The organism is Acidobacteriota bacterium (assembly GCA_026393755.1).
In the GTDB taxonomy this organism is placed as follows: domain Bacteria; phylum Acidobacteriota; class Vicinamibacteria; order Vicinamibacterales; family JAKQTR01; genus JBAXOX01.
This window is the reverse complement of sequence record JAPKZO010000028.1, coordinates 1-26,641: the sequence shown is the minus strand read 5'-3', so window position 1 is coordinate 26,641 and position 26,641 is coordinate 1. Positions and strand designations below refer to the sequence as shown.

General features: G+C 64.1%; 15 protein-coding genes. 5 read left to right on the top strand and 10 right to left on the bottom strand.

Features of this window, described 5'->3' with window-relative positions:
• Positions 1–5: 5 nt before the first annotated feature.
• Positions 6–1,388 (top strand): dipeptidase, encoded by a 1,383-nt coding sequence (locus tag NTV05_10640; GenBank protein MCX6544849.1) that lies wholly within the window; start codon positions 6–8, stop codon positions 1,386–1,388.
• 90 nt (positions 1,389–1,478) lie between these two features.
• Here NTV05_10640 and NTV05_10635 read toward each other — a convergent pair whose 3' ends face one another.
• The 10 genes from NTV05_10635 to NTV05_10590 form a co-directional block, all read right to left on the bottom strand.
• Positions 1,479–4,532 (bottom strand): carboxypeptidase-like regulatory domain-containing protein, encoded by a 3,054-nt coding sequence (locus NTV05_10635; protein ID MCX6544848.1) that lies wholly within the window; start codon positions 4,530–4,532, stop codon positions 1,479–1,481.
• 264 nt (positions 4,533–4,796) lie between these two features.
• Entirely contained in the window at positions 4,797–5,450 is a 654-nt protein-coding gene (locus NTV05_10630) for a DUF1684 domain-containing protein (GenBank protein ID MCX6544847.1), read from the bottom strand.
• Positions 5,451–5,474: 24 nt separating this feature from the next.
• Complete coding sequence (locus NTV05_10625; protein ID MCX6544846.1) at positions 5,475–7,262, bottom strand: acyl-CoA dehydrogenase family protein; 1,788 nt, start codon at positions 7,260–7,262, stop codon at positions 5,475–5,477.
• A gap of 98 nt (positions 7,263–7,360) precedes the next feature.
• Positions 7,361–8,542, bottom strand: a complete 1,182-nt coding sequence (locus NTV05_10620; protein MCX6544845.1) for an acetyl-CoA C-acyltransferase — start codon at positions 8,540–8,542, stop codon at positions 7,361–7,363.
• A gap of 29 nt (positions 8,543–8,571) precedes the next feature.
• A complete protein-coding gene (locus NTV05_10615; protein ID MCX6544844.1) occupies positions 8,572–9,264 on the bottom strand; it encodes an alpha/beta fold hydrolase in 693 nt (230 codons plus the stop codon).
• A complete protein-coding gene (locus tag NTV05_10610) occupies positions 9,261–10,076 on the bottom strand; it encodes an alpha/beta hydrolase (protein MCX6544843.1) in 816 nt (271 codons plus the stop codon). Before NTV05_10610 ends, NTV05_10615 begins: the two co-directional genes overlap by 4 nt.
• A gap of 10 nt (positions 10,077–10,086) precedes the next feature.
• Positions 10,087–12,378, bottom strand: coding sequence for a 3-hydroxyacyl-CoA dehydrogenase NAD-binding domain-containing protein (locus NTV05_10605; GenBank protein MCX6544842.1), 2,292 nt, complete (start codon positions 12,376–12,378; stop codon positions 10,087–10,089).
• Entirely contained in the window at positions 12,375–13,157 is a 783-nt protein-coding gene (locus NTV05_10600) for a TetR/AcrR family transcriptional regulator (protein ID MCX6544841.1), read from the bottom strand. The genes NTV05_10605 and NTV05_10600 overlap by 4 nt, the downstream gene beginning before the upstream one ends.
• Positions 13,158–13,547: 390 nt before the next feature.
• Complete coding sequence (locus NTV05_10595; GenBank protein ID MCX6544840.1) at positions 13,548–14,948, bottom strand: sodium:solute symporter family protein; 1,401 nt, start codon at positions 14,946–14,948, stop codon at positions 13,548–13,550.
• A gap of 2 nt (positions 14,949–14,950) precedes the next feature.
• Entirely contained in the window at positions 14,951–15,946 is a 996-nt protein-coding gene (locus NTV05_10590) for a P1 family peptidase (GenBank protein ID MCX6544839.1), read from the bottom strand.
• Between the two features lie 236 nt (positions 15,947–16,182).
• Here NTV05_10590 and NTV05_10585 point away from each other — a divergent pair, with 236 nt between their 5' ends.
• The 4 genes from NTV05_10585 (at position 16,183) to NTV05_10570 (ending at position 26,499) form a co-directional block, all read left to right on the top strand.
• Positions 16,183–17,442, top strand: a complete 1,260-nt coding sequence (locus tag NTV05_10585; GenBank protein ID MCX6544838.1) for a tetratricopeptide repeat protein — start codon at positions 16,183–16,185, stop codon at positions 17,440–17,442.
• 258 nt (positions 17,443–17,700) lie between these two features.
• Complete coding sequence (locus NTV05_10580) at positions 17,701–20,868, top strand: TonB-dependent receptor (GenBank protein MCX6544837.1); 3,168 nt, start codon at positions 17,701–17,703, stop codon at positions 20,866–20,868.
• A 239-nt stretch (positions 20,869–21,107) separates the two neighbouring features.
• Positions 21,108–23,564, top strand: coding sequence for a DUF1343 domain-containing protein (locus tag NTV05_10575; protein MCX6544836.1), 2,457 nt, complete (start codon positions 21,108–21,110; stop codon positions 23,562–23,564).
• Between the two features lie 79 nt (positions 23,565–23,643).
• A complete protein-coding gene (locus NTV05_10570; GenBank protein MCX6544835.1) occupies positions 23,644–26,499 on the top strand; it encodes a carboxypeptidase regulatory-like domain-containing protein in 2,856 nt (951 codons plus the stop codon).
• Positions 26,500–26,641: the final 142 nt, after the last annotated feature.

Sequence of the window (26,641 nt, the reverse complement as noted above, 5' to 3'; positions counted from 1 at the left end):
GTTCCATGAACAACATCGTCGACTTCATCCAGTCAAGTCGTGATCGGTACGTCGAGGAACTCAAGCAGTATCTTGCGATTCCCAGCATCAGTGCCCTGCCGGAGCACGCCGGGGACGTGAGACGGGCCGCCGAGTGGAGCGCGGCCGAAATGACCCGCATCGGCCTCGATCATGTCCACATCGTCGAAACGGCCGGGCATCCCATCGTGTACGGAGACTGGCTGCATGCTGATGGCGCGCCGACCGTGCTCCTCTACGGGCACTACGACGTGCAGCCGGTGGATCCGATCGATCTGTGGAAATCGCCGCCGTTTGAGGCCACCGTTCGGGACGGCGAGATTTATGCGCGGGGCGCCTGCGACGACAAGGGGCAGGTGTTCATCCATCTCAAGGCGATCGAGGCACACATCGGCAAGGGCGGCCGGCTGCCCGTCAACTTCAAGGTCATCCTCGAAGGGGAAGAGGAAGTCGGCAGCGTCAATCTGGCGCCGTACGTGCGGGACAACAAGGCGGCGCTCGCCTGCGACATGGTCCTGATTTCCGACACCGAGATGTTCGATCGTGGCGTGCCGTCGATCTGCTACGGCTTGCGTGGCCTCGCGTACATGCAGATCGACTTGCGCGGCACCAGCCAGGATATGCACTCCGGCTCGTACGGCGGGGCCGTGGCCAATCCGGCAAACGTGCTCGCTCATGTCATTGCGCGCCTCAAGGACAAGAGCGGGAACATCAAGATTCCGGGGTTCTACGATGAGGTGCTGCCGCTGCGCGAGGAAGAGCGCGCCGAGTTCAAGCGCCTGCCATTCAACGAAGTCGGCTTCAGAAAGCACATCGCCGCCCCCAGGCTCGCAGGCGAGCGAGGCTACAGTGTGCTGGAACGCATCTGGGCGAGGCCAACACTCGACGTGAACGGACTGCTTGCGGGCTGGACCGGCGAAGGGAGCAAGACCGTCATCGCCGCTACCGCGATGGCGAAGGTGAGCATGCGGCTCGTGCCGAACCAGAATCCCGACAAGATCGCCGCGCTCTTCGAGGCCTACGTCAAAAAGATCACGCCGAAGACCGTCACCGTGAAGGTGACGAACCTGCACGGCGGGAAGCCGTGGATGACGGATTTCGACAACATTTACGTGCAAGCCGCCGGGCGCGCGATCGAAAAGGGGTTCGGCAAGCGGCCGGTCTTTACGCGCGAAGGCGGATCGATCCCGATCGTCTCGAACTTCCAGGAAGAACTGAACGCTCCGGTCGTGCTGTTCGGTTTCGGCCTGCCCGACGACAATCTGCACGCGCCCAACGAGAAGTTCAACCTCGACAACTTCTTCAATGGAATCCTGGCGTCGGCGTTCCTGTATCAGGAGATCGCGGAAACCAGGACCTCCGCGCCGTAGTCAGTAGCCGCCTTCCCCTTCGGTGGGCCAGCGGCGTACAAAGAAAAAGGGGGCGGGCCCGACGTCGGACCCGCCCCCAGACCCTGACTCTTACCACGTCACGCGCACGCCGAACCGCGCCACCCGCGGCGCCACGATCGAGCTGATGTTGTTCGCGATGGTCGAATTCTGCCTGGTGCGGCGCGACTGCACCGTGGCCGTGTTGAACAGGTTGAAGATGTCCACGCTTGGCGACATCTTGACATGATGGCCGACCGTGAACGGCCGATCGACGCGGAAGTCCATCGCCTGGTAGTTCGGCAGCCTGGCACTGCCGTACTGAAAGACGTAGACGTCGGCCTGACCCCCGCTGAATGGACGGGTCGGCGTCTGAACGGTCTGCGGGAACGGGTAGCCGCCGCGGGCATTGTAGAAACCCGCGATGTTCACTTCGCCCAGCGGCAGCGTGTACGAGCCGGACGCGCGGAGGAGCCACGCCGAGTTCAGGAACACATTGTCAAGGCCGCTGCCGCTCGTCTGCGGCGCGTACTGCCCGCCGTCGAGGTTCGCGATGTTGGTCGGATCCTGGTACGACCCCGCGGGGTAGTGCTGCGGCGTATTGCTGTACGAGAAGCTGGCATTCGCCATCCATCGGTTCGACATCCGCTTCCGGACGGAGACTTCCAACCCGCTGTACGTCCGGTAGTAGCCCGGCTGGTTGGTCAGCGTGTAGGCGGTACCGGGCTGGCTGGTCCGCTGATAGTAGGTAATCTGGTTGCACAACGCACCCGCCACCGGGCAATTGGCTGCGGGGGGCGTGTACTGGGCGGCGACATAGTTCGCCGAGCTCCAGTTGTCGAGGGGCGACCACGAGAAGTTTGTGTACTTCCGGTAGATGTAGCTCGCGCTCACCGCAAACTGGTTCCCGATCTGCTGGTCGAAGCTCGCGATGAACTCGTTGGTCTTCTCGTCGGTCAGGTTCGGGTCGATCTTGCCGGTGGTCGTGAGCTGCGCCGGGTTGAGGTAGTTGTACCCGCTCGATGACGCCAGCGGCGCCGCCGCGCTGATGTCGATCTCATTGGCCTGGATGAAACCGTCGCCGTTGAGGTCGTGCCAGGGGTATCTCACGTAGGCGCTGGACACCGGATTGTACGTGCCTGAGAGGCTTCCGGTACCGAGTTGGCCGACATAGTGGGCGAAGCTCGCCTTGACGACGCTGCGTCCGCTGCCCAACAGGTCGTAGGTGAGGCCGACGCGCGGCGACCATGTCTTGTAGGCCACGCCGGCCTGGGCGCCCGCGAAGGTGACCGAGGGCAACTGAGGGAACGTCGCACCAGGGCCCGCGTACGTCCCGTCGGCGTTGAAGAGCCCGGTCGTCTTTCCATAGAACGGCGACCCCGGAACGGTCGACCCGTTGGCGAAGTCGGTCTGGTAGTCGTACCGGAAGCCCACGTTCACCGTCAGCTTCCTGCGCGTGTAGCCGTCCGACAAGTAGAAGCTGCGGTTGTGCAGCCCGTACTCGGTGACCGAGTCGCGGGTGATCTGGCCTTCATACGCGACTGGCGTGAGGCTCCCGTTGACCAGGACATCGTGAAAACGCGCGATTGCGTTGCCGCCAGTGTGCCCCTCGGAATGGGCGATGTCGTTGCGGTACTTGAACCCGAACTTGATGGCGTTGTCGCCGCCGAGGAAGCTCGTCAGGAAGTAGTTGCCTGTCACGTCGATGCTGTCGGTCGGTCGCACGTAGATGCTCCGCGATGAGGAGCGCCCGTTCATGCTGGTCGTCGTATCGAGACTCGGCTGCACGTCGGAGAGGTCCGGTTCGTGGAAGTCGAGCACGAAGTTGTTGCCGACGTGCGCGTACTGAATCTCCATCATGAAGCGATCGCTGAAGATCTGGCGGTCGCTCCACTTGTAGGTCTTTGGCACGCCCGTCTTCCACCAGCCCGAACCGAGGGCCGGATTGTCGACGCCCATCTGGCGGCTCGTCGTCTCGATCGGGTGCAGGTCGTCGGCGCCGCGCGCGTTGCGGATCTTTCCGGCGGCGTTCATGAAGAACGAAAACTGGTTGTTGCGCGTGATCTGGAACGCGGCCTTCGTGTTGAAGGTCTTGAGTTCCGTGAGGTCCGTGTTCAGGCAGTCCCAGACCTCCTTGATCTTGAAGGTGAGCGGCGCCGCCTTGACCGCCGCGCAGGCGGTGGAGGGCTGATAGAAACCGTTGACCCCGACCTTGACGTTCTGGACGCCGTAGCTGGCCCAGATCCACGCCCGGCCCTTCTTGATCGGGCCGCCGACCTCGATGCCGTAGTCCCGGATGTCCTGGATTGGGTTGCCGGACGTCGCGCCCTGGGTACGCAGCGCGTCGGTGATATTGACCGACTCGAAGCGCTGGCTCGTCACGTAGTATCGCCCGGAGCCCCGGAACTTGTCTGTGCCACTCTTGGTCACCAGGTTGATGCCGACTCCCGGCGTCTGCATCGTCACGTCGGCGCCGCCAGTCGAAATCTGCATCTCTTCGAAGGCGTCGAAGTCGTAGTAGACCGGAGAGCCGCCCGTCGCCGACATGTCAGTGATGTCGACCCCGTCGAGGTTCCACTTCTGCTGCGTCGTAGACGCGCCGCGGGCGACGAAGTTCGACTGCTGGCCAGATGCGTTGCCGCCGATGTTCTGGCGATCCATCACGATGCCCGCCGACTGTTCGAGAATGACCCACGGGTCGCGCGCCGACGGGATGCTCTGCAGGGATTCCTGCGTGAAGCGGCTCGTCTTCGACGTGTCCTTGAGGTCGACCAGCGGTACTTCGCCGCTGACGGTGACGGTTTCCTGCACTGTCGAGATCGCGAGCGTCTCGTTGACCTGCGCGTTCAGGCCGATCTCAACGCGGACGCCCTGCTTCACAATCGTCTTGAAGCCGGCGAGATCAAACTTGACCGTGTAGAGGCCGATGGCGAGACGCGGAAACTGGAACGTGCCAGTCTCTGTCGTGATGGCCGTTTGCGGCTGCAGCAGGACGGTGCCGGTGAGCGTGACCGTCACGCCGGGCATCGTGGCGCCGCTGGCATCGGTCACCTTGCCGTAGATGCTGCCTGTGTCCTGCGCGATGGCAGCGCCAACGCTTCCGACCAGCGCCAGCACCGTCAGCAGTACGAGTAGTCGAGTCTTCATCCTTGCATCCTCCTGAACTGGACCACTGAGGGCGTGCCGCAAAAGGCAGAAAGCTGCCGCGCCGCCGCCGAGGCTGCCCGTACCAGCGTCCATAGGAAGGTCTACTGAAGGCGTGGGCAGCGGTTGTGAGAGAAACCCATCTGACCGCTAGCCATTCTTGTGCCACCGGCGCAAGTAGGGAAAGCAGGCCATTTTTGGCGAAAGCACGAGACTTTCCACATCAAAGATCCGGAGAATCAAAGCGGCACGATCCAAAAAACCGGATCAGCGTGCGGGAATCGCCGATTGCGCCATCTTCTCTCCGGCGTGAATCGGGATCGGCAGCCGGTTCTGCTTCGGCGGGTACGGGCAGTCGTACTCGTGGTTGTAGTAGCAGTACGGATTGAACGCCCGGTTGAAGTCGACGATGTAGATGCCGGTCTTGCTGAGGTCGATCTCCAGGTAACGGCCGGCGGAGTAGGTCTCGGTTCCGCTGGTCAGGTCGCTGAAAGGGATGAACAACCGATCGGGCGGCGTGCCGGCCTCGACAAACGCGGCCAGCGAAAGCGCGCGGCCGGCGAGCGTAAACTCCAGCGACCCCACCTGTTCCATATCGCGAAGTTTCCCGGTTGAGGTCGGCATCGTGACCGGTGTGCGCACCAGCGCGGGCGCGAACGATGCAGGCACGGCGTACGCGGGGTCCGGAGCGAAGTACTTGAGCGGGAGATAGGTTGCACGGGCGTTGGCGGGAATCGGGGAGTTCTCTGCCGACAGGAAGGCCGCGTCTTTCCGGGCCCGTTCGGCCTGCAGCGTCCTGATGTAGTCCGCGTCCGGATCGACAGGTCTACCGCCACACGCACCCACGGTGGCGAGCAGGACGAGCAGACAGATAGCGAATCCCGCAGTCCGAAGCCCGCGGTCCGAAGCCCGAATCCTCAATCCCAGCCCCCGAATCCCCAATCCCTATCTGAACAAGTATCCCCCCTTGGCGACGGTTGCGTCTGCGATCCGGCGCCTCGAAGCAATCGTATTCACTGGTGCCGGCTTCAACAAGCGCCGCAGCGCGGCCAGGTGAGTGCGGAGCATGTCGCCGTCGGCGAGCGCGGCGAGCGCCTGTTTCGCGTTGAAGTCCACGCGCGCGGCGGCATCGTTGACGAACACCTGTGCGGCATCCTGCTGCAGCGCCGCCCTCGGCAGCGATCGCGCGGCGGCGGCGATCGCCCGCAGCACAGCGCTTTCGGCCTGATACGTGTCGATGAGGATGTCGGCGATCGACATCATCACCTCCTGCTCGTCGGCGAGCTTCCCGGCGTGCCTGAGCATCCCGACGCCCATCACGGCGAGAGCGACTTTCTTGAGGCTCGCAATCGTCTGCAGTTCATCACCGAGCACACCTCCCGTCGTCCTGGCGCCCATCTGCGGCGGGCCCATCAACTCGTCCTGCAGCTTCTTCGCCGCCTGGATAATGGGCAGATCGCCCTTGAGCGCGCGGCGCATCAGGATCCCGGGAATGAGCAACCGGTTGATCTCGTTGGTGCCCTCGAAGATCCGGTTCACCCGGGCATCGCGGAAATGGCGCTCGGCCGGGTAGTCCTTGACGAATCCGTTGCCGCCGTGGATCTGGATGTTCTCATCGAGGACGAAATCGGCCACCTCGCTGCCGGCGACTTTGGCGATTGAGGCTTCGACGGCGTATTCCTCGCCGGCTGCCAGCACGGCCGTCATGTCCTCTCGGGACGTCTGACGTTGGGTAATCGCCGCGTCGAGCAGGCCGGCGGTCCGGTACAGCATGCTCTCGAGCGCATATGTACGCGCGCTCATCTCGCCGATCTTGTACTTGATGGCGCCGAACGTGGCGATCGGGTGACCGAACTGCTGCCGGGCGGCAGCATACCGGGCCGATTCGCCGATGACCGCGACGCTCCCTCCGGCGCACATGAAGCCGAGCTTGAGGCGGCCGAAGTTCAGCACGTTGAAGGCCACGCGATGGCCCTTGCCGACTTCACCCAGCACGTTTTCGGCCGGCACATGCACATCCTGCAACAGCACAGATGTGGTCGAGGAACCGAGCAGCCCCATCTTGTGTTCTTCCTTGCCGCTCGAAACGCCAGGGGTCGCCCGCTCCACAATGAACGCGGTGAAGTGCTCGCCGTCCACTTTGGCGAAGATGATGTAGAGGTCCGCGAACCCGCCGTTCGAAATCCACATTTTTTCGCCGGTGATGACGTAGCTGCCGTCGGCCTGACGCATCGCTCGCGTCTTGGCCGCAAGCGCGTCGGACCCGGCGCCAGACTCGGACAGGCCGTACGCGCCGATGATCTCCGCCGTCACCAGCCGCGGCACGTACTTCTGCTTCTGCGCCTCGGTGCCGAAGAGCAGGATCGCGTGCAGCGACAGGTTGACCTGCGCGCCGTAACTGGTGGCGAATGAGGCGCTGATGGCCAGGCGCTCGCTCAGGATGAGTGACGAGACCTTGTCGAGGTGGACTCCGCCGTAGGCCTCCGGCGTGTCGGCGCCGAGCAGGCCCAGTTCTCCGCACTGCCGGAGTAACTGCCTCGCGAAGGCCCAGTCCTTCTGCTCGAGCCGATCGATGTTCGGCAGCACCTCAGTCGACATGAACTCGTCGGCCGTCTGCGCGATGAGCTTGTGCTCTTCGGTGAACCGGTCTGGAGTGAAGATGACCGACGGCTCCGTGGTCGCCAGCAGCCACCCGCCACCCTTTGTTGCCAACGATGGTGTCTCTACGGTCATACGGACTCCTTGATTTCTGACCGGGCGCGACATGTCGCGCCCCTACGCTTTCATTCTTACTTCTTACTTCTTGCTTCTTGCTCCTGTTCCCCAGTGCGTCAGATCCTTTCGAAAATCCCCGCCGCGCCCATTCCACCGCCGACGCACATCGACACCATGCCGTAACGCGATCCACGCCGGTGCATCTCGTAGATGAGCGACGTCGTCAATTTCGCGCCTGTGCATCCGAGCGGATGGCCGAGCGCCACTGCGCCTCCGTTCACGTTGAGGCGATCGGGGTCAATCGGCAGCTCGCGCAGGCACGCCAGCATTTGCGAGGCAAACGCCTCGTTGAGCTCCACCAGGTCGATGTCCTCCAGACGCAACCCCGTGCGCGCGAGGAGTTTCCTGATCGCCGGCACCGGGCCCACGCCAAAGCGTTCCGGTTCGACGCCAGCTGTCGCGTAGCCGACGAACCGGGCGAGCGGTGTCAGGCCCATCGCGTCAGCCTTCTCGCGCGACATCACGACGAGCGCGGCCCCGCCATCGCTCATCTGGGAGGAATTGCCGGCCGTCACCGTGCCCTTGGCGTGAAACGCCGGTTTGAGCTTCGCCAGCGCCTCCATCGAGGTGTCACGCCGCGGCCCCTCGTCCACGTCGAACACGAATTCGCGCGCCGTGGGCGCCGCGCCGTCAGCGGACGGTTCGACCAGCATGACGCGAACCGGCGCGATCTCGTCGCGGAACCGGCCTGCGTCGATGGCCGCGATCGCGCGCTGGTGGCTGCGAAGCGCAAACGCGTCCTGCTCCTCGCGCGTCAGCCCGCATTCGCGCGCGTGGTTCTCGGCGACCAGCCCCGTGCTCAGATACGCGTCTGGATACGTGTCGACCAGCGCCGGGTTGGGAGACACCTTGTTGCCGCCCATGGGCACGAGGCTCATGCTCTCGGTGCCTCCCGCCACGATGACGTCCGCACCGCCGCCGATGATGCGTTCCGCGGCGTACGCGATCGCCTGGAGGCCCGACGCGCAGAACCGGTTGACCGTGACCGCCGAGGCCGACACGGGGATGCCCGCGCGCAGGCTGCTGATGCGCGCCACATTCAGGCCTTGTTCCGCCTCCGGCATCGCGCAGCCGAGGATCACGTCATCAATCAGGGCCGGATCGAGGTTCGGCGCGCGGCGCAAGGCCGCGATGATGGCGGTGGCCGCCAGTTCGTCGGGGCGCACGGTGTGAAGCGCGCCTTTAGGAGCCCTCCCCATAGCGGTGCGCGCCGCGGAAACGATGACTGCTTCTCGCATGAGCCTCTCCTTGGGGTCAGATCCAAAAGTCACCTGACCCCATAGTCACCAAGCAGGTCCTCGACGGCTTCTCCGAGTTCAAACGTCTTGCCGTCAAACAGATGATCAGCACCGTCAACTACCACCAGCTCCTTGGGATCCGGCAGCTGTGCGTAGAACTTCGTCGTCTCCCTGTACGGGCACAGTTCATCGCGGTTTCCCTGGATGAGAAACTTCGGCTTCAGACTGTTGGTCACGGCCGAGAAGTCATAGCGGCCTATTGGCGGAGCGATGCCGATCACGGTGGAAACACGATCGTCGGTGGCGCCGACCGTCATCGCGATCCACGCGCCGAACGAGAAGCCGGCCGCCCAGATCTCGACTCCGGGATACCGCGCGGCAACCATGTCGAGAGCGGCGCGAAAGTCGGCCATCTCGCCCGGGCCGTCGGTGAACATCCCCTCGCTGGTGCCGACACCCCGGAAGTTGAAGCGCAGCACGGCCGCCCGCGTGCGGCACAACGACTTGGCGACCTGGTACACCACCTTGTTGTGCATCGTGCCGCCGCCAGTGGGGAGCGGATGCGCCAGCACGACCGCGACGCGGGGCGGACTATCCACGCCGGTGTCGGCCGCCGGTCCGCTGCCGTCCGCCAACCGCACGGGTCCGATATGGCAACCCCACGCCGGCTCGTCGAGCAGCGCCTCGAGGCGGCCCGCCGGGCCATTGAACTCGGCGCTCACGCGACAACCTCCTGCTCCTGATGCGCACAGAACGCATTGACCACGTCCGCGAACGCACCCGCCTGCGTCACCATCCCGATGTGGCCCGTGCGCGCCAACGTCGTCATCCGCGCGCCGGCGATCAGCTCGAGGTACTCCTTCATGCCGTCGACCGGCACCACGCGATCCAGTTCGGGTTCGCCCGACACCACCAGCGTCGGTGCCGTGATGCGCCGGCACACGCCAACAAAATCTACTTCGCTCGCGAGGACGATCCGGTCCGCCATCCTTCGCGGAGACATCGGGGCAGCGAGGATTCGGCCGAGATGGCCGGCGAGAAACGAGAACCGCGGACCCCATGCCGGCTGCGCCGCCGCAACCTCTGGATAGAGGCGGCCTGCCGCACGCGCGACAAAAGCGGGAACCGATGCCCGAGGCGCATTCACGTAACGCTGCGTTCTCAGGTCAGGCTTCCACCGGGGACCAGGAACCGAAGCGAGCACCAGCGCGCGGACGCGGCCCGGCCGGCTGGCCGCGTACGCCGTGGCCACCAGGCCGCCGAACGATACGCCGCAGATCACCGCGGAGTCCGCCCCTGCGCGGTCGAGCACGTCGTCCACCTGCCGCAGGAACAGCTCGAATCCCAGGCTCGGGTCGTGCGGACAGCCGCTGCCGTGTTCGCCTGGCAGAGAGAAGGTCAGCACGCGAAATGTCCGGGCCAACGCATGCGCGGTCGGCGCAATCCACTCCCAGCGTCCCTGGATGCCAGGAAGGAGCACGAGCGGCGGACCGGTACCGATATCGAGCATGTTCTTCACGTTCCTCGCGCCCATCGCCTGACGCCTAATTCCGTAGCGTCTTCCCTGTCTTCAACGTGTAGCCGATCCGCTCCAGCGTCTTCGGCTCGCCGCACAGGCTGATAAACGCTTCACGTTCGAGCTCCAGCACGTACTGCTCAGACACAGTCGTGGCGTGCGGCAGCGAACCGCCCGACAGAATCCATGCGAGCTTCCTTCCGATCAGCGCATCGTGATCGCTGATGCGGTCGCCCCGACGAGCCAGGTGGACGCCAAGCGACAACGTGGCCAGCATGTTCTCGCCACCCACCGGGATGGCCGTTGGTCTTGCCGGCGGCTGATAGCCTTCGGCGACGCGGGCGAGCGCCCGCGCTTTCGCATCGGCAATCAGCCGGTCGCGATTCATCGTGATGGCGTCGGTCGGACGCAGGTAGCCCAACCGCTTCGCATCGGGGCCGCTGGTGGCGACCTTGCCGAACGCGATCGTCTCGAATGCGCGCTGCACGTACGGCAGCAGGTCCACCTGCGCACCTGGAGGTCGCGACTCGAGGCAACGGATGAGCATCTCCTTGGTGCCCCCGCCAGCCGGGATCAGGCCCACGCCCACTTCGACCAGTCCCAGATACGTCTCGGCCGCGGCTTGTACCCGATCTCCGTGCAGCACGAGTTCGCATCCCCCGCCAATGGCGAGTCCGACGGGCGCGACGATGACCGGCACGTCCGCGTACTTGAGCGCCTGCGTTGCGCCCTGGAACGCACGTACCATCATGTCGATCTCGTCCCAGTTGCCCTCCTGCGCCTCCAGCAGCACCAACATCAGATTTGCGCCGGCAGAGAAGTTGACCGACTCGTTGCCCACCACCAGCGCGCGGAAGTTATTCGCCGCTTCCTGGGTGCCCGCGTGGAGCATTTCAATGGCGTCTCCGCCGATCGCGTTCATCTTTGAGTGGAACTCAACGGCCAGCACCCCGTCGCCAAGATCGATCAGGCTGGCGCCCGCGTTCTGCTTGACGATCCGCGACTGCTCCCTGGCGGACCTCATGATCTCGAGGCCTGCACCGGCAGGCGGGAGCGCGCCGTCGCGGAACCTGTCGCGGCCGGTGTCAAGAACCTGCTTCACCAGGTCGGGTACAACATCGCCGTGAGGAACGGCATCGAGCACAACTCGAACGCCAATCTGGTCGAAGATCTCAAACGGCCCGGTGTCCCACCCGAATCCCCATCGCATTGCCCGATCCACATCGTCGATGCCATGGGCAATATCCGGAGCAACCTGCGCCGCATACAAGAGGGAAGGGCCAAGCGTCGACCGCATGAACTCGCCCACGCGGTCCTTGCCCAGGAACAGTGTTCGCAGCCGCTCTCCCGGATCCTCGATAGCGCGCGCCGCCTCGAGCGCGGGCAGCGACACATGCTGCGACGGCCGATAATCCAGCGTCGACGGATCGAGCACGAGGATCTGGGACTGGCCACCGGGCCCCTTGACGCGCTTGTAGAAGCCCTGCCCGGCCTTCTCGCCAATCCATCCCCGCTTGAGGAGTTCCTGGACGAGCGCCGGCGGCTCGAACGCGCGCCGCGCATCGGGGTCGGTCACTGTGTCGGCCAGCGTTCGGGCGACGTGGGCGAACACGTCGATGCCAGCGATGTCGAGCGTGCGGAACGTCGCGCTCTTCGGCCGGCCGATCGCCGGGCCCGACATCGCGTCGATCTCTTCAATCGTGTAGCGGCCCGTTGCCAGCACGTCGAGCACGCGGAACACGCCGTGGATGCCAATGTGGTTCGCTATGAAGTTGGGGGTGTCCTTCGCCACCACCACGCCCTTGCCGAGCCGGAGGTCGGCGTACGCCCGCACGCGCGCCAGCACGTCGGGATCGGTCGCCGGCGTCGGGATGATCTCGAGCAGGCGCAGATAGCGTGGCGGATTGAAGAAGTGTGTGCCAAGCCAGTGCCGTCGGAAATCCTCCGACCGGCCTTCGGCCAACGCCGCCACCGACAGGCCGGACGTGTTGGTGGATACGATCGTGCCGGGGCGCCGGATCTTGTCGATGCGTTCAAGCAGCGGCCGCTTGATCTCCGCGCGTTCGACGACAGCCTCGATGATCCAGTCGCAATCAGCGAGCACATCGAACTGCTGCTCGAAGCCGCCCGTCCGGATGCGTGATGCGGCATCCGCCGTGTAGAACGGATCCGGTTTCATCTTTCGCACCCGCTCAACGCTCTCTTTGGACAGCTGAGGCGTGAGGTCGAGCAACCAGACATCCACGCCGATGCTGGCGAACAGCGCCCCGATCTGCGCGCCCATCGTGCCCGCGCCGACGATGCCAACCGTTCGGATCATGATGAAGGACTCCTTCGCTTCGTGGAGCCGGAGCCCCGACTCCGTTCCGGTTTCGACCGTCGGCGCTCGTGTCTGGCCGTCCGGCTGTCGGCGGCCGAAAGCGGGATCGCCGCGGCCGATTGGTCTGGCGCTGGCCGGCGAAGCCCGCCGACCAGCAGATCAACGACCTCGTTGGCATCGGCCGTGAGCGCATAGCGGCGCCGGCTCAAGATCCAGTTGGTCGCCATTTCGTCGAGGGCGCCGAAGAGAATCTTAGCGACGGTGGTCGCTTTGACATCCTGCCGGAAGACGCCGGCCGACTGTCCGTCGGCGATGACGCCGCGGATGATGCCGAGGTACTCGCGCAGCAGCGTCGACGAGAAGCGCTCCATGTGCTTGATGGACTGGCGCAGTTCCACCTGGAAGACGATGGCCAGGTCGCGGTCGCGGCCCAGCCGGTCGAGGTGGAGCCGGGCGATGGCGGTCAGCCGCGCGAGCGGATCGGTGACGCCGGAGAGCGCTGCCCGGCCCTCGTCGATGGCGGTGCGCATGGTGCGCTCGAAGATCGACGCGAGCAGGTCGTCCTTGCTCCGGAAGTAGAGGTACACCGTGCCGGCGGCCACGCCCGCCTCGCGGGCGACGTCGGCGACCTGGGCGTTGAAGAACCCGTGGCGTGCAAACACGCGGGTGGCGGCGCGGAGGATGGCGTCGTGCTTGTCTGTCTTTGCGGCAGACGGCCGGGCCGCGGGCCTCGACGTGTCGCCGGTGCGGACGGCAAGGGCAGAAAGGGCAGTGGACATCAGGGACCCGAGACAATGAATGACTGTTCATTCAGTCTGGATCCCTCCCGCCGATCTTGTCAAGCGGGTCGAACTGGCAGCGCGCGGGAGGGCGATTTCCTCCGCGTCCCCGCTCACACAAACCGGCAAAACATGCTTTACCGGGGCTACGGTGCCGTGGCGCTTCGCTCCGCGTCCCCGCTCACACAAGCCGGCAAAACGAACCTTGCCGGGACTCGTCGCCGGTCTTACGTTTGCGCTCTTCGCGCAGCCCGTCTTGGCCCTCACGGTCCGTTTTGCGAACTGACGCTGATCGGCTTGGTTCGAGGGGCCGCTTCGCAAAGCGCCACGGCACCTGTTCCCCAGTTGACCGCAGGTCTAGCTTGTGGGGACGCGGAACGAGTCGCCGCGTCACCTATGCGCGATCTTCGTGATGGCCACGCCCAGCAGGTAGGTGACTCCGGCCGACAGCACACCCAGCGTCGCCGGCGTCCAGAGAGAGCCCGCGCCGCTGATCCCCGACACCTGGACGGCGACGACCGCCGCGGCCCCCGCGAGAATCGACGCGAGCACTTCGCGCCGGCGATCGACATGCGCGTGGGTCGCGACCAGCACCGGTACGAGCACGGTCGCGCCGAGCATGGCGTAGAAGAAGCTGAGCGCGCCCACAATGGTCGGCGTCGCGATGGCGACGATGATGCCGAGCCCGCCGCCGGCGACCGCCGCCAGGCGCGCCACGCCGAGCACCTGGCTGTCGCGGGCTGATGGATTGATGAAGCGGCGGTAGAGATCCTGCGACAGTGAGGTCGACAGCATGAACAGTACCGCGTCGGCCGCGCTCACTTCGGCAGAAAAGATCGCGGCCAGCAGCAGGCCGCCGACGCCGACGGGCAGGTTACTGACGAGCAGCGTCGGCAGCGCGAGTTCCTGCGCAATCCCGGGATGGTGGAGCCGGGCCGCCATGCCCAGCAGCGCCGGCACGAACCCGAACAGCATCAACATGATCGCGTTCAGGCCGATTCCTATGCGGACGGCCCGGCCGGATCTCGCGCCGTAGATCTTCTGCAGCAGCCCCGGAGAGCTGATAAACGCCGGGACCATCAACACGACAAACCCAATCGACGTGGTGCCGTGCCAGAACATCCCATAACTCGCGGCATCCGGCGTCGCAGCGGGCACTGCGTGCAGAAGCCGGTCGAGACCGCCGGCATTCGAGATCACGAACGGCAGCGCGAGTGCAAAGCCAGCCAGTTTGACCGTCAACTGCACGACATTCACCCACACCGCACCCAGCAATCCGCCTGCGGCGAAATACGTCGTCAGCAACCCGCCGCCGATCAGGCAGCCGACCCACTTGGGTGTGCCGGCCACGACATTGAGGATCCAGGCGATGCCAATCAACTGCCCGGCGAGAATTGACAGCGTGGCGAACCAGAGCATGCCCGATACCAGGCCACGCACCGACCTGCCGAAGTGGTGTTCGATCAGATCGCCCGTCGTGAGAAATCCGTTTTGTGTGGCCTGGCGCCACACGCGCGGACCGATCCAGAACGCCAGCACCAGCGATCCGATGCCCGCCGACCCGTTCCACCACCACGCGCTCAACCCGTCGCGGTACGCGAGCCCCGTGGCGCCCACCGTCGAACCGGCTCCGATGTTGGCGGCAAGGACCGTCGCGAACAGCAGCCCTGCGCCGAGCGATCTATTGGCGACAAAGAAACTGCTGGCGCTGCGGACGCGCCGGCTGACGGCCAGGCCGACGCTAAGCAGAGCGGCCGAGTAACAGATGAGCAGGACCAGATGGAGGTTCAACGCTACCGCCCGGTGACGGCGGCGAGATCGCGGACCGCGGGAAGGCCAGGAAGGCCGCTCGCCTGTCGCACGGCGTTCAGCACGGCTTCGGCCACGACGTCGGCAGCCAGCGCCCCGATGATGTTCACGTCGGCTGTCCCGATCCATCGGCCGGTCGCCAGCGCGAACAGCGTATCTCCGTCGTTCATCGAGTGCACCGGCGCAATGGCCCGGGCGAGCCCGTCGTGCGCCATCTGCGCCACCTTCGTTGCCTGCACCTTGGTCAGCCGTGCGTTGGTCGCGACGACGCCGATCGAAGAGTTCTCCCCGACCGGATTCGTCTGGGTAGCACCGGAGCGAATCAGGACGCGCGCGTCGGCCAGTCCGCGCCCATCGGGCGTTCGCACGCCAGCCACCACGCGGCCCGTCGACGGATCGATGATGTCGCCCAAGGCATTGACGGCGACAAGCGCCGCGACCGTGAGGCCCCCCGGAAGCGTAATCGCCGCGCTTCCGATCCCGCCCTTCATCGCACGATCCATGCCGAGCAGTTTGCCCACCGTCGCGCCCGCGCCCGCGCCGACGTTGCCTTGCGGAACGGGGCCGTCAGTCGCAGCCTTGGCCGCCGCGTAGCCGCAGTCGGCTCCCGGACGCACGCGCGGATCACCCACCCCGAGATCGAACAGGATGGCGGCCGGCACAATCGGCACCACGCCGTAGTGCGTCGGATACCCGATTTTGCGCTCGTCGAGGTACCGCATCACGCCCGACGCGGCATCGAGGCCGAAGGCGCTCCCGCCGGCCAGCACAATGGCATGCACCTGGTCGACCAGATTCAGTGGATTGAGCAGATCGGTTTCGCGCGTGCCAGGCGCCGCTCCACGGACGTCGACCCCAGCCACCGCGCCCGCGCCCGTCAGCACCACCGTGCACCCGGTCGGACGTTCCGCGAGGGTGTGATGGCCGACCGTGATTCCCGGGACAGCCGTGAGGCCGCGATCGTCGAATCGGTTCTGCATCTGTGCCTCGGTTCCGGACGGGAGAAAAACGCACAGCAGCGCGGCGCATGTCCACAGCCGGAAGGAGCCAAGTGTCTTCATGGATGATTCCGTCCAAATGGTACCACACGGCGAAGTCGGTTGCCGGTGCCGCATGGCCTTGACAGTGCCCCGCCTTGGGTACGATCATTTCCAGTGGCGGGGAATGTTCTGATGATTCATACATCCGTCATCGGGTTGGAGAAGAGATAACGACTATGCCTACGAACCAACGCACACTCGCGTGGCTGCTCATTCTGGTCTTTGCAATCCCTGGGCTCGCCTTCGCCGGACAGAAGGGGAGGCTCATCGGCAAGGTCATCGACCCTGAGGGCAAGCCCATTCCTGGGGTCACCGTGACAGCCACCTCACCACAGGTTCCGAGCTTCAGGGAAGTCCGGACAACTGATAAGAAGGGCATCTTCATCCTGGACTTCCATGACATCGACGTGACCTACCGGTATCGATTCGACAAGGTCGGCTACCAGTCCCTTGATGCGCAACAGGAGTGGCATCTGGATGGCACCGAGAATCATGAATGGACGATGAGCCCGGGAAGCGCGCCGTCAACGGGCGACCTGCCCCCTGTTTCGACTTCGGAGCCCGCGATCCTGGCGTTCAACGCCGGCGTCACAGCGCTCAAAGCCAAGGATTATCCGACGGCTGAGGCGAAATTCACGGAGGCTGTCGGGCACGACCCCAGTCTGCTCCGAGGATGGGTGGCGCTGAGCGCGATCCAAGTGCAGACGGGGCATAACCAGGAGGCGGCGGCTGCAGCCGAGAAGGCGATGGCCCTCGGCTCTGTGGACGAGGCGGTCCTGACGTCGCGGTGGCAAGCCTACCGCAACCTCAAAGATGACACCAAGGCGGCAGCGGCACTGAAAGATCTGGAGAAGGTTGGTCGCCGGGCCGAAGAAGCGAAAAAGATCCACAACGAGGCCGTGGCCCTGGTAAAGGCTGGCGACAACGCGGGCGCGTTCGCGAAATTTCAGGAAGCCCTCAACGTCGACCCGAACCTCCAGGCCTCACAGCTCGGACTCGCCACGGCGGGTTTCAAGATCGGCCGCAATGCAGAGGCGGCGACCGCTGCGGAGGCCGTCCTGAAGGTGGATCCGAAGAACCAGAACGCAATACGACTTCGGTACAACGCATGTTTGGCGCTGGGGGACAATGACAGGCTCGTCGAGGCGCTCGTGGGTCTGTCTGCGGTGGAGCCCGCGGTCGCCACCAACGGGCTCCTGAAGCTGGCGTTTGAAGCCTATGATGCCAATGACAAGGTCAAAACCAAGGAGCGGTTCCTCAAGGTTCTCCAGGTCGATCCGAGCCAACCGCTGGCTCACTACTATCTGGCGATGGCGTACGTGAACGAGGGCGACACCGCCGAGGCGCGGAGCCACCTTGAACGCGTCGTGGCTCTCGCACCCAACAGCGCGGAGGCCAAGACCGCGAGGGAGATGCTGAAGCAACTGATCAAGTGATAAACGAGGAGATCTGGCTGTAAATCTAATTCTTTGGATCTGATGGACGTCGGGGATCCAATGATCTAGATTTCGGATCTTGGCAGACACGTCAACGTTGATCTGCTAGCCTGTAAATGATTTATAAGTATAGACTTGTCAGAAATTGTCAATGCTCGGCGACCGCCTGATTCTGGCATGGCGTGTGCAAACCAGACTTCCATTCGGGTCTTGCGTTTTTTCGGGGCGCCGCCGAGGGGCGTCACCAGGGAGGATACGATGAAGAGATTGGCATGGGTGATGGTTGCTCTTATGGTTCTGGCGCTGCCGCTGGCAGGCGCAGCCCAGACCGGGACCGGCCGCGTCACCGGGACAGTCAGCGACGCGACTGGTGCGGTGTTGCCCGGCGTGACGGTTACGCTCAAGGCTGAGGGCCTGGCGGGCGCGGTCCGCTCGACCGTGACCGACTCAGCAGGCCGCTACACGTTCACCGACGTGACGGCAGGTTCGTATGAACTGAGCTTCGATTTGGCGGGATTCAGCAAGCAGGCGAGCAAAGTGGCCGTCGCGGCCGGCCAGGCTCTCACACAGGAAACGAAGCTCCAGATCGGCGGCCAGACCGAGCAGATCCAGGTGACCGGTTCGCTGATTCCGCGTCCGTCGCTGGAAGCGATGAGCCCGGTAACCACGTTGGACATCGAAGAGCTCACGTATCGGGGGATGGCGCGAGTCGAAGACCTCCTCGCCAGCTTGCCACAGGTGTTCGCCGCGCAGAACTCCTCGGTCTCGAACGGCGCGTCCGGCACAGCGACCGTGGACTTGCGCTACCTCGGCACACAGCGCACGCTGGTTCTGATCGACGGTCGCCGGATGGCCAGTGGTGACGCGTTCGCGACCGCTCCCGACCTGAACTTCATTCCGTCCGCGCTCGTGAAGCGGGTCGACGTCCTCACAGGTGGGGCATCTTCAGTCTACGGAGCCGACGCCGTCGCTGGCGTTGTCAACTTCGTCCTGGACACGGACTTCGAAGGCGTCAGGGGCGGTGTTCAGTTCAGCGGCTATCAGCACAACAACCGCAACGCACTTGCCGAGAAGATCAACGCGGCCAAGGGGTTCCCCATCCTGAAGGGGAATGTCTGGGACAACGCGCCGTCCGACTTCAACGTGGCGCTCGGCGGCAAGTTCGCCGATCGTAAGGGGCATGCGTCGATCTACCTCGACTACCGCACCAACGACGCCATCACGAAGGACCGGCGCGACTACACCAACTGTTCCGTCCTCGGGGGCATGACCATGACTGGCCCGACCTGTGGCGGTTCAGCCACGTGGCCAGCAGGCCGTTTCTCCGTGTATAACGCGGACTTCAGTGTCGGCAAGAACTACGTGCTGGATGTGAATTCCCCTGGCGGCGATCAGCTCAGGCTCCGCACGGGAGCGGACGTGTACAACTACGCGCCCGCCAACTTCATGCAGCGTCCAGACAAGAGGTGGGCCGGTGGTGGTTTCCTGAACTACGAGTGGAACAAGAAGATTCAAGCCTATCTTGACGTCATGTTCATGGACGACTACACGGACGCGCAGATCGCGCCCTCAGGAGACTTCGGCAACACGGGACTGCTCAACTGCGACAACCCGATGCTGAGCGCCCAGCAGCGGAAGACCCTGTGCACGGATATGGGTTATGGGCCGACCGACATGGCGAACGTCTACATCTACAGGCGCAACGTCGAGGGTGGCGGCCGGGTCAGTCAGTTGAGTCACACCTCTCTCCGGTACTCCTTCGGTCTTAAGGGCGATCTCAACAACGTGTGGAGTTACAACGCCTACGCCCTGCAGGCTGAGGTGCACTCCCCGCAAGGGTACGCCAACGACCTCAACTACCAGAACATCCAGGATGCGTTGATCGTCGACGGCACGCCGGGCGTCCCGAGCAGCTGGGTTTGCCGTTCTGGCAATACCGGTTGTGCTCCGTGGAATATCTTCAAGGTGGGTGGCGTGACTCAGGCGGCGCTGGATTACCTCTCGCTGCCCGAGTTGTTGAATTCCGGCACGAGGACACGGGTTGTGAGCGGGAAGCTCACGGCGGATCTCAAGCCTTACGGCATGGTTTTCCCAACCGCCTCTGAGGGCATCAAGCTCGCTCTTGCCGGCGAGTATCGGCAGGAATATCTGTTTGTCAATCCCGACCTGGCCTTCAGGAATGCCCTCGGTGCCGGTTCGGGCGGTCCTACGCTACCTGTCGAAGGTAAGTACGACGTGAAGGAGTTCTTCACCGAGGCGCTCGTTCCCATCGTTCAGAACGCCAGCGGATTCAAGGACCTCAGCCTGGAACTTGGCTACCGCCTCTCTGACTACAGCAGCACAGGCAGACACTCCACTTACAAGGCGCAGGCATCCTGGGCGCCAGTCGTCGACCTGAAGCTCCGCGCGGGTTTCAACCGCGCGACTCGCTCGCCTAACGTCGTGGAGTTGTTCACTCCGCAGGGGCTCGGTCTCAATGGCTCTCAGGACGTCTGTGCGGGCACGCACCCGACAGCATCTCTGGCGGAGTGTCAACGGACTGGCATGACCGCTGCCCAGTACGGCACGGTCTCCGAGAACCCCGCTGGCCAGTACAACACCCTCGGTGGAGGTAACCCGAACCTCACTCCCGAGAAAGCCGACACCTTTACCGGCGGACTGGTGATCACCCCGAAGGCGTTCCCGGGCTTCACGGCCGCGCTCGATTACTACAACGTCAAGATCGACAGCACCATCGGCAGCCTTGGGGCCGACGACATCCAGAACCAGTGCGCAACGACGGGCAATACGTTCCTGTGCGGCCTGATTCACCGTGACAGGCTGGGTACGCTGTGGATGACAAATGACGCCTACACCATCACCACCAATCAGAACGTCGGCAAGCTCAGCTCACAGGGCGTCGACGTAACTGCCGCCTACGCCAAGAGCCTTGGCAGCGCCGGCTCGGTCAACCTCAACCTCATTGGCACCTACCTGATGCATCAAAAGGTTGACACCGGGCTCTATGCCTATGACTGCGTGGGTTACTTTGGCAACCAGTGCGGTATTCCGACCCCCAAGTGGAGACATCTCGCCCGCTTGTCGTGGGAGACGAATTTCCACACGACGTTCTCTCTCGGCTGGCGCATGATCGGTGGCGTTACCAATGATGATGGCAGCCCCAATCCGGCTATCGGAGATCCCGGCAACGTCGCGTTGTTGAAGGCCAACGACATCTACACGATCTCGGCCCGCCACTACTTTGACCTCGGGATCAACTACAAGTTGTTGAAGAACTACCAGATCGTTGTTGGTGTCAACAACATTCTCGACAAGGAACCCCCGCTCGCGCCTGGCATGTCTCCGAACGACTACGGGGCGGGTTTCTACAACACGTACGATTCTCTGGGCCGCTACTGGCACGTGAGCCTGCAGTTCAACTTCTAGCAGACTCATCGTCCGCGGGGCGCCACGCGGTGCCTCGATTCTCAATGGGGGAGCCAGGTGGCTCCCCCGTTTTTTTTGGAGGAAAGCAATCACTCCCGGAGTGATTGTCTGGCGCGACCCAACCAACGGGCACGGCATGCCGTGCCCCTACGGCCCTCGGCGCTCCAGGGCGGAGCTTCCGCGAGTATGCTATGGCGGTGGCGGCGTACCAGCGGGACTCTGCCGCCAGGGAGGCTATCGTGCGAAGACGCAACGCGCGGATGCTGGTGATGGCGGTGATGCTGGCGACGATGACCACTGGCTCGATGGCGCAGTCGCCGCAGGCCCAACCCGCAACCATGGCCTCCCGCCCGGCTGTGACGCCTCCGAGGTCGGTCGCGTTCGACATGGCGCGCCTTTCGACGGTCGACAAGGTCATCGAGCGGGCCATTGCGGACAAGCAACTGCCAGGAGCCGTGCTGCTGGTCGGCCGCGGGTCGGAAGTCGTGTACCTGAAGGCCTACGGGATGCGGGCCCTGGTTCCGCAACCCGAGCGGATGACACTCGACACCATCTTCGACATGGCATCGCTGACCAAGGTGATCGCTACCACCACCAGCATCATGATCCTCGTCGAGGAAGGCCGCATCCGCCTGAACGACCGTGTGGCGACCTTCATCCCCGATTTTGGCCGGCACGGCAAGAATCAGATCACCATCCGCCATCTTCTGACGCACTACTCGGGACTGCGCCCCGACCTCGATCTGAGCGACGACTCGTGGACGAGCTACGAGACGGCAATCGCGCGCGCCTGCGACGAGGTGCCGACCTCGGCGCCCGGCGAGCGGTTCGTCTACAGCGACATCAACTTCTTCGTGCTGGCCGAAGTCGTGGCGCGCGTCAGTGGCCAGCGCGTCGATCAGTTCTCGCGCGATCGAGTCTTCAAGCCGCTGCGCATGAACGACACGATGTTCAACCCCCCCGAGGCGCTTCGCCCGCGCATCGCGCCCACCGAGATGTGCGTGCCGTTCGGATGGCCGTGCAGCGGTCCTGGACAGGTGATGCTGCGCGGTATCGTGCACGACCCGACCGCGCGGCGGATGGGCGGCGTCGCAGGCCACGCGGGACTGTTCAGCACGGCGGACGATCTGTCGCGTTTCTGCCGGATGCTGCTTGATGGAGGATCGCTGGGAACGACGCGCATCCTGTCTCCGCTCACCGTCGCGAAGATGACGACACCGGCGTCACCGGCAGGAATGCCGAGCATGCGCGGCCTCGGATGGGATATCGACACGAGCTACTCGTCGAATCGGGGCGAGCTGCTGCCGATCGGATCGTTCGGCCACACCGGGTTCACGGGTACCTCGATCTGGATCGATCCGCTGACGCGGGCCTACGTCGTGCTGCTCTCGAACCGCGTGCATCCAGACGGGAAGGGTGACGTGACGCCACTGCGCGCACGCGTCGCGACCATCGTCGCGTCCTCCTTGCGTGGGGTGCCGGATGCCGCCGCGCTCAGGCAGCAGCAATGGACCGGCACGGACTTCGGCGCCTCGGGTACGGCTGCGCGACGCGGCGACGAGACGGAGGGACGGACACGGAACGGCCTCGACGTGCTGCGCGCCGACGCGTTCAGACTGCTGCAGGGCAAGCGCGTGGGCCTGGTCACCAACCACACGGGCCGCTCCCGGGACGGCCAGGCCACGATCGATCTCCTCGCCTCCGCGAAGGGCGTGCAACTGGTTGCGCTCTTCAGCCCCGAGCATGGCATCCGAGGCATTCTCGACGCGAAGGTCGATTCCTCGACCGACGAGAAGACAGGCCTGCCCATCTACTCACTGTACGGCTCGACAATGAGGCCGACCGACGAGATGCTTAAAGGCCTCGACACCATCGTCATCGACCTGCAGGACATCGGGGCACGCTTCTATACCTACACGACCACGCTGGCCTATGTGATGGAAGAGGCGGCCAAGCGCAAGATCGCCGTCGTCGTGCTCGACCGGCCGAACCCGATCACCGGCGTCCAGATAGAAGGGCCGTCACTCGATCCGGCCGAGCTGGGATTCACTGCCTACTTCCCGATGCCCATCCGGCATGGGATGACACTCGGCGAGCTGGCGAAGCTGTTTAATGCTGAGAACAAGATTGGCGCGGCGCTGACCGTCGTCGAGATGAAGTACTGGAACCGGGACGACTGGTTTGACGACACGGGCCTGATGTGGGTGAACCCGTCACCCAACATGCGCGACATGGTGGCGGCCAGCCTCTACACCGGCATCGGCGCGATCGAGGCATCGAACCTGTCGGTCGGGCGCGGAACCGACACGCCGTTCGAGCGGGTGGGGGCGCCGTGGATTGACGGCATGCGGCTGGCGGCGGAGCTGAACAAGCGCAACCTGCCGGGCGTGCGGTTCTACCCGATGACGTTCACGCCTGTCTCGAGCAAGTTCGCGAACGAGCTCTGCCAGGGCGTGTTCATCACCGTGACCGATCGGAGCAAGCTGCGGCCGGTGCGCGTGGGCGTCGAAGTGGCGTCGGCGCTGTTCCGCCTGCATCCGACTCAGTTCAACCTGGACGGCGTGGCGCGGCTATTCGGGGCGGACACAGCAAAGCGCATCCGGCTGGGTGACGACCCGGCCGATATCGCAAACACCTGGGCGCGGGCCGAGGCGCAGTGGCGGATCCTGCGCGCGAAGTACTTACTGTATAGGTGACAGGGAGCCTTGATGCCGGCGGGAGGGCGGCTTCCGGAGCGGCCCCTCGAACCAAGAAGGGAAGGGCGGGAACGCCATTATGAAGTTTAACCAACTCTCGATGATCGCGCTTCTGACCCTCTCCGTCGGGATTCCGGCCGCCGCACAGGTATCGACCGGCCGCATCGAAATCACGGCAGTCGATGGCACGGGAGCAGTTCTGTCCGGTGTGCTGGTCGAAGTGACGGGGCCGCAGCACGACACCAGGGTGACGGGCCCCGATGGCGCCGCCCGGTTCCTGAGCCTCGCTCCGGGCACGTATCAGATCACGGCCTCGCTGTCCGGGTTCGCCGACTACGTCAATGCGTCAGTGTCGGTCGCAGCTGGAGGCAACGTCCAGCTCAAGGCGGCCCTCGCGATCGGCGGCCTCAGGGAGAAGGTCGAGGTGGCGGCTAGGACTCTTGTGATTGACAGGAACAAGATTGCGACCTCGACCAGCGTGACGCTCGATGAGCTCCAGAATATTCCGCTGGCGCGTGATCCGTGGATTGTCCTGCAGACCGTGCCAGGGGTCATCGTGGATCGCGTCAATGTCGGGGGGTCGGAATCAGGCCAGCAGTCCGCGTATCAGGCGAAGGGCGCACCCAGCGGCGACAACACGTGGAACCTCGACGGCATCCCGATCACCGACATGGCAGCCACCGGATCGACGCCGACCTACTACGACTTCGACATGTTCCAGGAGATGAATGTCACGACGGGGGGGAGCGACATGTCGAGCGCGACGGGTGGAGTCGCGTTGAACTTCATTCTGAGATCCGGCAGCAATACGCCGCGTGGATCGGCCCGCATCTACTACGAAAGCCAGTCGATGCAGGGCAACAACATGCCCGCCGTGCTGGCCACTGCGCTTGGAAGTCCGGACGGCAATGGCAACCGGATCAAGAAGTACCTGGACACTGGTTTCGAATCCGGCTTCCCGATTGTCAGGGACAGGCTGTGGATGTGGGGGTCGATGGGCCGGACCGACGTGGACACGCTGACCATCAGGCAGACCCCGGACGATACGTCGCTCACGAACTGGGCGACGAAGATTCCGGGACAGGCGACCGGGAACGTCCGCGCCAGCTTCTTGTGGTTCCACGGCGACAAGCAGGCGTTCGGGCGCAACGCGAGCGCCACGCGTCCGCCCGAGACGACCGTCAACCAGACCGGTCCGAGCAATTTCTACAAGGGCGAGGTGAATGTCGTCGTGAACAGCGACCTGTTCCTGACTGTGCGCGGCTCGCACATGCCCAGCAGGTTCGACCTCGTGCCTCAGGGCGGCATGAACAGGGACGTCTACTACGACGACAGCGGTGTCTGGCACGGTTCCTCATGGGATTACCACACCAACCGGCCGCAGCAGGTAATGATGGCGGAGGGCAGTTATTTCCGCGGCAGCCACGAGCTGAAGTTCGGCGTGTCCTGGCGCCGGGCCACGGCCGAAACGACGTCGGAGGTGTCGAGCAGCAACGGCAAGTCCATCGTGTCGTACTACAACGGCTACCCGGACATCTTCGTTACCGTTGAGAGCCCGTTTGCCTCGAACGCCCGCGCAAAGTACATCTCCGGTTGGATTGGCGACACCGTCACGTCCCGGCGGGCAACCATCATGGTGGGCCTGCGCTACGATCACCAGGCGGATGGCACGCTTCAAACGAGCGAGCCCGCAGTCCCAGGCTTCGAGAGGTGGCTGCCCGCGATCACCGCGCCGGCCGTTGCTGACGCGATCACATGGAATTCATTTTCCCCACGCCTGGGCATCACCTATGCGCTCGACGACGAGCGCAGGATGCAGCTCCGGGCCAGCTTCGCGCGGTTCGCTTCGCAGCTGGGGAACGGCACGTCGAGCGTGATTTCGCCGGTACAGGATCGATACATCGCCTTTCGTGCCGTCGATTTGAATCGTAACGGCGTCGCCGACCCTGGCGAAATCGACACCTCGTCTCTGGCCGGCTGGGGCGGCTTCGATCCCGCCACGCTGATGGCGCGCAACCAGCTCGGGAGTTATGGGGTGCCGACGATTGACGAATTTGTCGCCGGCATCGATCGCACACTGTTCAGCAACGTCGGCATCAGCGCGTCGTTCACCTATCGCCGGTTCACCAACTTCAACTGGACGCCCTACATCGGCCTCAGGTCGCCGGCATACACTCTGGCCGGGACGCTCACTGGCGGGCCGCTGCCCGACGGCTCCAGGTTCAGCGTGCCCTATTACTCGGTGCTGGCCGCAAACGTCCCGGTGTCGGCCCAGACCGGTGGTGTGGAATACACGCGCCGTGACGGGTACCACCAGAGGTACCTGGGCTTCGAGGCAAGCGCCACAAAGCGTCTGTCCAACAGGTGGATGGCGCGCGTGGGGTTCTCGACCAACGACCATCGCGAGTACTTTGACGACCCGGCGACTGCGATTGGTGATCCGACTCCATCGCCGGGCGAGCCGCTGGTCAATGGCGGTCTGGTGGTGACCGCGTCGGCTGGCTCGGGCAAGAGCGGTATTTACCAGATCCTCCCGAGGTACCAATGGGTTGCCAACGGCCTCTATCAGGCGCGATGGGGCATTCACGCCGGATTCAATATGGTGATGCGCCAGGGCTTCAGCCGGCCCTGGTTCCGGAGCAGCGTGACGGCCACGGGCGATTACTTCAGCAGCAGCAAGTCGGTGCTGCTGCTGAAAGACGTCGGGGCGAACCGTCTTCCGACCGTCACATCGATCGATGCTCGCATCGGCAAAGAGTTCAAGATCCAGAAGGTCAGCGTCAACATCGACCTCGACGTTTTCAATCTGGTCAATGCCGGCACCGTGCTGGGCAGCCAGTACGACTATCGCCTGAGCGGGGTCACCGGGTTCGGCCAAGTCCTCGAGATCATGAATCCCCGCATCCTTCGCCTCGGCATGCGGATTGGTCTCTAGCCTGAAGTTCCGCGCTGTCGACAGTAACTGATTGCATACTTTCTGGCCGAAACCTGTATCTTTCCGTAGGTTTTGTGGGCGCATAATGTAGTCACTAAATATGGCTTGACAGATCGGGTTGGTAGCCCTATATTGTGCGTAT